Source organism: Haloferax sp. AB510, assembly GCF_024136985.1.
Lineage (GTDB): Archaea > Halobacteriota > Halobacteria > Halobacteriales > Haloferacaceae > Haloferax.
Genome location: NZ_JAMYJY010000006.1, coordinates 65301 through 75713 on the forward strand (window position 1 = coordinate 65301; position 10413 = coordinate 75713).

The 10413-nt window shown below is 62.3% G+C and carries 7 protein-coding genes and 1 pseudogene; 5 read left to right on the forward strand and 3 right to left on the reverse strand.

What is annotated here, in order from left to right; translation table 11 throughout:
* The 3 genes and pseudogenes from NKF06_RS02315 to NKF06_RS02325 all read right to left on the reverse strand — a co-directional run bounded on the left by NKF06_RS02315 (position 1) and on the right by NKF06_RS02325 (position 2211).
* Positions 1-312 (reverse strand): hypothetical protein, encoded by a 312-nt coding sequence (locus NKF06_RS02315; RefSeq protein ID WP_115882622.1) that lies wholly within the window; start codon positions 310-312, stop codon positions 1-3.
* A 1-nt stretch (position 313) separates the two neighbouring features.
* Complete coding sequence (locus tag NKF06_RS02320) at positions 314-685, reverse strand: helix-turn-helix domain-containing protein (protein WP_042664414.1); 372 nt, start codon at positions 683-685, stop codon at positions 314-316.
* A 343-nt stretch (positions 686-1028) separates the two neighbouring features.
* A pseudogene (locus NKF06_RS02325) lies at positions 1029-2211 on the reverse strand (outer membrane lipoprotein carrier protein LolA).
* A 332-nt stretch (positions 2212-2543) separates the two neighbouring features.
* Here NKF06_RS02325 and NKF06_RS02330 point away from each other — a divergent pair.
* From NKF06_RS02330 to NKF06_RS02350, 5 genes are all read left to right on the forward strand, one after another.
* Positions 2544-4109 (forward strand): PAS domain S-box protein, encoded by a 1566-nt coding sequence (locus NKF06_RS02330; RefSeq protein WP_253244400.1) that lies wholly within the window; start codon positions 2544-2546, stop codon positions 4107-4109.
* A gap of 740 nt (positions 4110-4849) precedes the next feature.
* Complete coding sequence (locus NKF06_RS02335) at positions 4850-7714, forward strand: bacterio-opsin activator domain-containing protein (protein WP_253244401.1); 2865 nt, start codon at positions 4850-4852, stop codon at positions 7712-7714.
* Positions 7715-7829: 115 nt separating this feature from the next.
* Positions 7830-7973, forward strand: a complete 144-nt coding sequence (locus NKF06_RS02340) for a rubrerythrin-like domain-containing protein (protein ID WP_004971811.1) — start codon at positions 7830-7832, stop codon at positions 7971-7973.
* Between the two features lie 60 nt (positions 7974-8033).
* On the forward strand, positions 8034-8495 hold the full coding sequence (locus NKF06_RS02345; RefSeq protein WP_309142101.1) for a nucleoside deaminase: 462 nt from the start codon (positions 8034-8036) through the stop codon (positions 8493-8495).
* An 846-nt stretch (positions 8496-9341) separates the two neighbouring features.
* On the forward strand, positions 9342-10413 hold a 1072-nt coding region (locus NKF06_RS02350; protein WP_253244402.1), incomplete at its 3' end, for an aldolase/citrate lyase family protein.

Sequence of the window (10413 nt, forward strand, 5' to 3'; positions counted from 1 at the left end):
CTACCCTCGCGAATGTAACGAGTAGGCGATGAGCACGACGCCACAGAACTGAAACAGCCGCGTGACGAGCGTGAGCGGCTGTTGGTACTGGAGGCCGATGTAGCCCTGGCGCAGGAGCACCGACCCGACGAAGGCGACGCCGAACGCGAGGGCCGTGAGGAGGAACAGACCCGCGGAGAGCGCTCGCATCGTCCGGCTGTCGTGACGGCGGTAGCCGCGATAGGCCTGATAGCCGACGTAGCTCCCGACGAGCGTCGACCCGAGCGCGAGCGAGACGATGAGCCAGTCGAGAACCGCCGACAGCGTCGCCATCTCAGAGGTCCTCCCACATCCGTTTGAAGCGGTCGGCGGTGTCTGTCTCCCCCTCGCCGGGGAACGACTCGTCGCCGGTGCGCGTCAGCGACGCCTCGAACGAGCCGTCGTCTAATTCGACGGAGAATTCGGAGAGCGTGGCGGTGTAGACGCTGTAGTGGTTGTTGCTGGTTCGAATCTCGGTCTGCTCGTCGAGGAGTCCGTACGCTTGTAATCGTTCCACCCGACGGTAGACCGTCGGTTTGGACATCTCACACTCGTCGGCAAGCTCTTGTGCGGACATTGGTTTGGTACTCGTCGCTGCGAGGATGTCCCGGGCGTACTCGTCGCTGAGGAGGTCGAGAATATCACCCAGCGCCGGTTCCTCACTCACGGTGGTCGAATGACTGCTCGTTGGACTAATAGGCCCATGGGTTTCCACCCCTGTTGGTCGCGGCGACCGATTCGGGACGGATGTACGATGGGGCTGTCGGGATAGCACGGTGGGGCTGCGGATTGGTTCGACGGTGCTGCAGGGCAGCACAGCGATGCTGTGGAGGGGCTGTCGCGTCAGCGATGACCGCGATGGGTGCCGGAGTGCTGTCAGAGGGCACAGAACGGTACTGCTCGGGAGGGCAGTACGGTATCGGTTCGGCGGGGCCCATCGCAGTTCAACTGATGCACCGGTAGACAATATAAAAAGGGGGCCAGTTTCTGACCCAGAAATTCGCGCGATTTCAGGCGGGACAGCCGACCGAGTGACCGACTTCGACGAGGCGGTCCGTCTCGACGCCAGTCCCGCGGACGGTGTAGCCGTAGCCGTCACAGTTCCACGATACCGAGGTGGTCGGTCCGTAGTCGATAGTCGCCGGCCGACCTGCCACCATCGTGTCGCGCTCGTCGCCATCGATGTCGAGCGTGTAGTTGAACTTCGCCACCGTGAGTTCGCGACCACCGGCGGCGTAGCGGAGTCCGACCCCGTCGATGCGGCCGGTGGTCCGCGTGGCGTAGACCAGTTCGAACGCGGACGGAACCGTCGGGTCGGGGACCGAAATCGAACTCCGCGCTTCCAAGTCGGCTCTGCTCCGGAACCACTCCGTGTTCGGCGTGTTCGGTCGCTCGACGGTCGTGTTCGCGCCAATCTCCGGCCGGAACGTGTCCGCCGACACGGCCGCGTCGAACGTGACGTTCGTGTACGTGGTCGTCACAGAGTGTCGGGACCCGTTGGCCGTCCACGCCGTCTGTTTGCGAAGCGGGTAGAACCGCTCGCTGTCGAGCCACAGCCGCTGGTGGTAGCCGGCCTCGCTCCGGTTCGTCTCGGGCGCGATGTCGATGACGTACGCCTCGCGCCCGCCGACGGTGTCGGTCTCGACGAACTCGACGACGTGCGTGATTCACGTCGGCCCGCGGGGCGGCACCGGCGTGTCGCGGCACGACGGGCAGCGGTGACACGCCGATAGACTGCGGGCGACCGTCGTTGTCGGTCAGCCCCGCGGCCGCGACGAGGAGTTGGAGTCGCTCGGCCGTCCGCGACTCGGTCGGCGGGCCCGTTAGCTCGATGGCGGTCACGGTGTCCTCGTCAGTGTCGTGAAGCCAGAGCATCGAGCCGTTCGAGACCTGCCAGTCGTACTGTCGATTCGCCGCGTTCCGAAAGTGAACGCGCTTCCGCTCCGTCTCCGGGACGAGCGTCACGTCGGCGACGGTGCGAGACGTGACCGTTCCATCGGTTCGAATCTCGACCGTCTGCGTTCCGGTGAGCGCGTCGATTGCGCGGTAGCGCTCGGTTACGTTCGCGTCGACCGAGGGGCCCGCGTCGCCGATTGCGCCACCCGTCGTCCAGAGGACCGCGGGGAGCGCGACAGCGACGAGCACGAACACGGCGAGTGTGCGTCGGTTGAATCGGAGTGGAGGGCGAGTCATGCTGGTAGTACTCTGACAGGGATTCGACTGCGTGTCTGGGGGCCGACGGCTAAATACTTCTGGACGACTGGGGCAGTCGAACCCGAGCGGACCGATAGCGACTCCCTCCGCGAGCGAGATGGCCGGGATGCCCTCCACGAGCCCCGCAACCCGAACTCGGGAGTGGGTCTGCGCCCTTCAGTGGGGCTCGTTCAGGCGTTCGTCGCCGGGACGACCCTCGTCACTCGGTTCGTTGACGGATGGTTCACCGCCCGAGCGTCGACGCTATCCCGTTCATTCACCCCTCGAATCGCCGAGCAGTTTATGAGTATGTGGATGGTAATCAACCAATAATGTCATTCGAGGGGAGCGAACTGTTCGAACACATCGAATCCGACCTCATCCTCCGAGAGTTCTTTCAGGAGGTAACCGAGTACGCGATATTTCTCCTCGATGCGGACGGGTTCGTGGCGACGTGGAACGAGGGTGCGAGACGCATAAAGGGCTACGAGCGCGACGAGATTATCGGTCGCCACCTGTCCGTCTTTTATCCCACCGACGGAGACGGCACGTCCCCCGAGACGGTGCTCTCAATCGCCGAGTCCGAGGGAAGCTACGAGGAACAGGGGTGGCGGGTCCGGAAGGACGGGTCGCGCATCCTCGCGCACGTGACCATCCGCGCGCTGCGTGACGACGACGGGAAGCTCAGAGGCTTCACGAAAATTGTCCGGGACATCACCGAGACCTACGAGTACCGCCAGGAGTTAGAGCGGAGCCGCGACCGCCTCGAACGCACCGAACAACTGGCCGACATCGGCGGCTGGGAGGTCGACTACGAAACCGGCGAGCTACGACTAACCGACGGGACCAAGCGGCTGGTCGACATCCCGCCCGACGCGGAGGTGACAATCGACGGGCTCAGGGACTTCTTTCACGAGGACGACCGCCCAGTCATCGACGGAGCCATCGAGAGTTCGAAGGTCGACGGCGACCCGTTCGACGTCGAAATGCGGGTGATAACGGCCACCGGGCGAACACGGTGGGTGCAAGTTCGCGGTGAGCCGACGGACGGCGGCGCCAACGTCCGCGGCGCAGTGCGCGACATCTCGGACAGGAAAGAACGCGAAGAGCGGCTCATGGTGTTGAACCGAGTGCTTCGCCACAACCTTCGGAACAACCTCAACGTCGTCAGCGGGTACGCGAGCGAGTTGAAACGAGACCTCGAAGCACTCGGCACTCCGTCGATAGACGAAGGCGACTACGACCGGTTGCACGAGACGCTGGCGAAACTGAGCGAGACGACCAGAGGCATCGATACGGAACTGCGGACGCTCGACACGCTGGTCGCCGCGGCGAGCCAATTCTCGGCGGAGGCGATGGTCTCGAAGACGGACCGAATCATCGAGAACGCCGACAGCCTCGTGTCGACCGGCGAGAAAGCCCGGCAGTTCGAGAACGCCGTGGAGGGGAGCACCGACAGACACCCGGTCGGCGTCGGCGACGTTTTCGCCGACCTCAAACAGACGTACGAGCGGAAGCATCCCGAGGCGGAGATTCGAATCGGGCAGAGCGAACAGGCCGTGCTCGCGAGCACGCACTCGCTGTACCTCGCGCTCGACGAACTCGTACAGAACGCCATCGTCCACAACGACGGGGACTGCCCCGTCGTCGCGGTCTGGTCGCGACGTCTCTCAGGAGAGCGAGTCGCAATCGCGGTCGAGGACAACGGACCCGGTATCCCGCAGACCGAGCGGGAGATTCTGAAACGCGGGAAAGAGACACCCCTAACGCATGGGAGCGGAATGGGGCTGTGGACCGTCCACTGGTTCGTCACGCAGTTCGACGGCGAGGTGTCTATCTCGGACCGCGCCGAGGGTGGGTCGACGGTCGAACTCAGACTCCCCGCGCCGGAGAACTGACGCGGCGTATTGGACAGTAATTGGGCCATCCGGGTATTTTAGACATTTTAGATAATTCAGATTATTTCGATTTCTCTAATACTGGAGATTTGTTAGGGAACTCACAGTCTCCCGACAATGCAGATACCACGAAGATCGCCGTCGAGGAACGCGACCCAGAACAGTATCATACTTCGGGATATTCAGATTATTTAGATTACTGGCTGAATCTGGCTCGATCCCGAAGCGGGCCGGAGACGGCTGTTCTCACTCGCACGCGAGGAGAGATACGGTCAGAAGAACACCGTACCCGCAGTACTGAGAACTCAGTTAGTCGAAGAACTTCCGTTATCGAGACTGCCCGCGCAGTTCCCGTTATCCACACATTCGGTTAACCTGAGCCATGTGGGCCGTTCTGATTATTGTAGTTATCTGAATAATCTGTAACTCGTGCAGAACCTCCGTGAGTTCGATACCGTGCGGAGGTGACGACAGGTGAATATCTCAGATTATCTGAGAAATGTGAATTATCTAAGTCACATGCATAGTTTGAACCGCCTGACTACTCCGCGCAATGTACAGGAGGAGGCAACCGCGGACAACCTACGTGGCTGGAAGAACCTACATTTCCTGAGAAATCTAAAACTTCCAACACACTTGCATTATTTGGAAAGTTCAGATTATTCAAAGTTCTTGAGCTATTGCTAGCTGCGACGGTAAGATAGCGAACGCCTTTGTCAACAGGGGGTTGGGTTCTAGCCATGTCCGGTGTCCCCGATTCTGGCAGCGTGCTGGTCGTCGGCAAGAGCGACTGGGTGGCGCGGTTCGCCGAGGAACTCGGTTCGCGACCCAGCGTCACCGTGCTGGAAGCCGAGACGAAGGCGGCGGCGCTCCGCACAGTCGAAGCGGGTGAGGTCGACTGCGTCGTGGCCGACGCCGACTTCGCGGACGCGACCGCCGTCGACCTCCTCACAGACGTTCGCTCAACGGTCGCCACTCTTCCCGTCGTCATCGCCGCAGACGGTGGGAGTGACGTTCTCGCGAGCGAGGTCCTCGGTGCGGGTGCGACTGACTACGTCGCGCTTGACGCCGACTCGCCGGACGTCGAAACACTCCTCACGCGGACCGGTCGGGCACTCCGGTCGGCGCGACAGTCGGCCGGCGAGCGCGAACGCGCCAGGCAGTTCGACGCGATGTTCGACGATGAACGGACGGCGACGTGGGTGCTCGATGGGGAGGGGTCGCTGACTCGGGCGAACCGGACGGCGCGAGAACTCCTCAACGCACCCGTCGACCCGCTCGTCGGTGGGGCCTTCTGGTCACTCCCATGGTGGACAGGAGGAGATGACCCGACGAGCGACGACGTGCGACGACTCGTCGAGAACGCGCTCGAAGGGACGGCCGGGAACGCGGTGGTCCCACAACCGTCAGAAGTCGGAAGACGCCGCATCGTCGAGCTATCGGTTCGCCCCGTGACCGACGAGCGCGGGGAGGTCGCGTCGGTCGTAGTCGAGGGTATCGACATCACAGCGCGGGTATCCCTCGAACGAGATCTCCGACGCTCCGAGGAACTCCACCGCGTCACGCTCAACAACATGACCGATACGGTCCTCATCACCGACGAGTCGGGGGCGTACACCTACGTCTGTCCGAACGTCCACTTCATCTTCGGCTACACTGCAGACGAGTTGCGTGAACGGGTCCCCATCGACGAACTGTTGGGGGAGGACCTCTTCGACCGCGACGAACTCGCGGAGCGCGGCGTTCTGAAAAATATCGAGAGCACGGTGACCGACAAAGCCGGCCGCGAGCACACCATCCTCGTCAACGTCCGCGAGGTCTCGATTCGGGACGGGACGCTGCTTTTCAGCTGCCGCGACATCACAAAGCGCAAGCAGCGCGAGGACGCGCTGACGACGCTCCACGAGACGGCTCGCGAGTTCCTCTACACGGGGACTCACCGACAAATCGCCCAGCGCGTCGTCGACGATACGCCCGGCGTGCTCGCGCTCGATGCGAGCGCCGTCTATCTCTTCGACGCCGACGCCAACGTACTCAGGCCGGCGGCGTACTCGCCGGCGATGCGCGAGGCTCACGGCCCGCTCCCGACAGTGCCCGCGGACGGGGAGACGCTTCCGAGCCACAGTTTCGTCGAGGACAGTCCGCTGTACTTCGACGACGTACACGAGGCCGACCGGTTGGAGAACTCCGCGACCGGACTCCGGAGCGTCGCGTACGTGCCACTCGGCGACCACGGCGTGTTCGTCGCCGGCTCGACCGAGGTCGGCGCCTTCGACGCGGTGGCGCGGGAGCTGACCGACCTGCTCGCGGTGACTGCCGAGGCGGCGCTCGACCGCGTCACGCGCGAATCCCGGCTCCGCGAACAGGACCGGACGCTCCAGCGACAGAACGACCGGCTCACCGAGCTAAACCGAATCAACGAGACCATCCGCGAAATCGACCAAGCGCTCGTCGGAGCCCAGACGCGAGAGGAGATAGACTACACCGTCTGTGAGCTACTGACCGCCGCCGACCGGTTTGCGTTCGCGTGGGTCGGCTCCGTCGACCCCATCAACGAGACAGTTGAGCCCCGCGCGTGGGCCGGCGACGAGCGGGGCTATCTCGACAGCACTACGTTCGACATTGCGGCGTCATCGGTCGAACCGGCGGGACGCACGGCGGCGACCGGAGAGGTGACCACCGTTCCCAACGTCGCGTCCGGTTTTCGGGACGAACCCTGGCGGAAGGGCGCGCTCACCCGAGACTACCTGTCGGTGCTCAGCATCCCGCTCGTCTATAACGACCTCTCGCACGGCGTGTTGACGGTGTACGCGACGACACACGACGCCTTCGACGAGACGGCGACCGCCGTCTTGGCCGAACTCGGCGAGACCATCGCGTCGGCGCTGAGCGCCCTCGAACGGAAGAACGCATTGCTCACTACGGCCGTCACCCGCGTCGGGTTCGCCGTCGACGACCCCACGTTCGTCCTCTCGCGGCTCGCCCGCGACGCGGAGTGCACGCTCACCTACCAAGGTGGAGTCCAACAGTCCGCCGAAGGGAACTACGTGTTCGTCACCGTCGAAGATGGGGCAGTCGAATCCGTCGCGGCCGCGGCCGACGAACTGGTCGCCGTCGCCGACGTGAGACAGATAAGCACCGACGGGGACGCCGGCGTCCTGCGCCTCCGCTTGACGCAGCCGTTTCTCGCACCGGAACTTGCGGACCACGGTGCCGTCCTCGCCGAGGTGCGGGCGACCCCCGAGGAGACGACGCTCGTCGTCGACGTCCCCGAGAGCATCGACGTTCGAAACGTCACGCATCTCGTCGACGAAGCGTTCGCCGGCGTCGAACTCCGGACCAAACAGACGCTCGACCAATCGACCGAGCGCGACCTCTTCTCGCGGTTCCTTGACAAGCTGACAGAGCGGCAGCTCGAGGTACTCCAGACGGCCTACTACAGCGGCTACTTCGAATCGCCACGGGAGAACACAGGCGAGGAGGTCGCCGCGACGCTCGGTATCTCCCCGCCGGCGTTCTACAAACACGTGCGGACCGTCCAGCGGAAACTGTTCGCGACGCTGTTCGACGAACACTCCGGTTCCGTCTCCGGACGGGCCGAGTAGTTCGTTATCTAACCAGTTCCGTTTCAGTTGGTTTGTTACTCAACTATTTCATATTCCCTTGTACACCCACTACGCATCGATAGAGCGTCTGGGACACGACCGGCGCTCGCGAACTATGAGAGATGTCGAATCCACTCCCGGCGAGGAAGGAACGTACGAATGTTTCGAGTGTGGCGGTATCGTCCTCACCGAGCACAACCCGCTGCGCTGTCCGGACTGCGGCGGGGCGATGCGCAACCGACGGACGGCGATTGAGTAACCACACGAAGGTGCGGCCGTCGTTCGATTTAAGCCGCTCGGCGTGGAGACCGTAGGCGACGTGACGACTCATCTCGACGACTTCGACCACGAGGCGCACATGCGCGAGAGCTTCGAACTCGCCCGCGAGGCTGCCGCCCGGGGCGACGAACCGTTCGGCTCCGTCCTCGTCCGCGACGACGAGGTCGTCATGCGCGACTCGAACCGCATCGTGACGGAGTCCGACATTCGTCGGCACCCCGAGTTACACCTCGCCTATCGGGCGTGTCGAGAGTACGACCCCGACGAACGGGCGGAGACGGTGATGTACACCAGCACCGAGCCTTGCCCGATGTGCGCCGGCGGGATGGCGACCGCCGGCTTCGCGCGCGTCGTGTACGGCGTCGGCGGCGACGAAATCGGAGAGTTCACGGGTTCGAGCCCCGGCGTCCGGTCGGCGGCGATTCTCGATGGTATCACCGAGGTAGTCGGACCCGTGCTGAACGAGGAAGCCCGCCGAGTTCATCGAGAATACGAGTGGTAACGACGATTCGAAGGTCCGGTCCGGCAGCGACCGAATGCCGGTGCAGCCACGCGTAGACGCCGCGACTGTAGCGAACGATAGTTATCAGGTGAGAATTATTTCCAACAAGTATTCTAATATATGATATATTTGTAGGATCGGGGAGCAGAAGGCCATCATACAGCTGCCCCCCAAAATTAGTTCTAAACCGTATATCACGCGGGAGTGTAGACCTCTCAGGAACGTTCCCGTGTATCTGAATCCACACAAATCCACCTGTTTTTAGAACTTCAAACGAGATAGCTAATCGGACACAAAGATTTCTGCAGATAAGTCTATAAGAACCCATACAGTAAGACGTACTGAGTGAAAAGGCAGACAATAAATTCGTATCAGTATCTAAACTACAATTGTTTTCTGACATACCGTCCCATAACGTCCACCTGAACTCGTCGCACCGAGTCGAACACGGAGGAACTTCGAGGCGCTATCGGACGACAGTCGACGCTCGCGAGTTTCGGATATCGAGAGGAACGTGAGAACCGAGAGGCGGCGAGCTCGTTTACATAATCCGAACGTCTCGTGCTGTTGTGGGTGACACCCGACTAAGATTACAAAACTATAGATGTAACACAAGTCGATTTAATTCCTCATATCTGTATAATGTGAACACGTGACATTGCACTCGTTTACATAATGTAAGTTAGTGACATCCAGATGTCGTTCGCTCGGGGGAGGCGTTCCGCGACCGCGGTCGGCGAGACGGCTTCCGATATCTGAACCGCCGGCGACCGTCGAATCGCAGGCCACCGATTGGGCGAGTCTAAATATTTAATATGTTTCGGAAGAGACGTTTCCACTGTCGATATGAGTAGCGACAGAAACTACGAACGAGAGTTCGTACGTACGTTCTTCACCTCGCCGACGGCGGTCAGCGGCGAGAACTCGGCGAAGATGTTGCAGAGCGCGGCACAACTGCGGGGGATGCAGGCCCCCGATACCTGGATTCCGGACAACGAAGACGCCACCGCGCCGTCGATGCGGGCTGAAGGCGTCCAGAACCTCGTCGAGGTCGTCTCCGAGCACGGGGCCGACTTCCCCGGCGAGATTCACCCCCGCGTCGTGTGGCACCGCGACGACCCCACGACCCGCTACGAGGGCTTCAAGCAGATGCTCGAAATCACCGACCCCGAAAACGGTGCGGTCGAGCACATCGACGGTTTCGTCATCCCCGAAGTCGGCGACCTCGACGACTGGAAGAAGGCCGACGAGTTCATCACCATCATCGAGAACGAACACGGCCTCGAAGAGGGAAGCCTGTCGATGTCGGTCATCATCGAGAGCGGTGAAGCCGAACTCGCGATGAGCGACCTCCGCGCCGAGAAGGGCAAGCCGTCCAACAACCTCGAACGGCTGTTCCTCCTGGTCGACGGGCAGGTCGACTACACGAAGGACATGCGCGCCATGACGCCGACCGGCGAGCTTCCGGCGTGGGCCGAACTTCGACACAACACTTCCCGCGGAGCCAGCGCCGCCAACTGCATCGCCGTCGACGGCCCGTACGACGACATCCGCGACGTCGAAGGCTACCGCGAGCGCATGGTCGAGAACCGCGCCATGGGGATGACGGGCATCTGGGCGCTCACGCCCGGACAGGTCGTCACCGCCAACGAGGCTCCCCTGCCGCCGAAGGCCGGCAGTTGGCTCCTCGAACTCGACGACGACGAAATCGAACTCGACGACGAGGACGGTCGTCAGGTGTACGACGGCGACGAACTCTCGCTCGAACAGGTCGGCGACGACAGCTACGTGCTCCGCGTCGACGGCGAAGAACAGGAACTCGACGGCGAGGAACTCCACGAGGAGCTCCTCGACCTGACCACCTACGTCCCGAGCATGGACGACATCGTCGACTCCATGGAGGAGTTCGAGGCGGCCA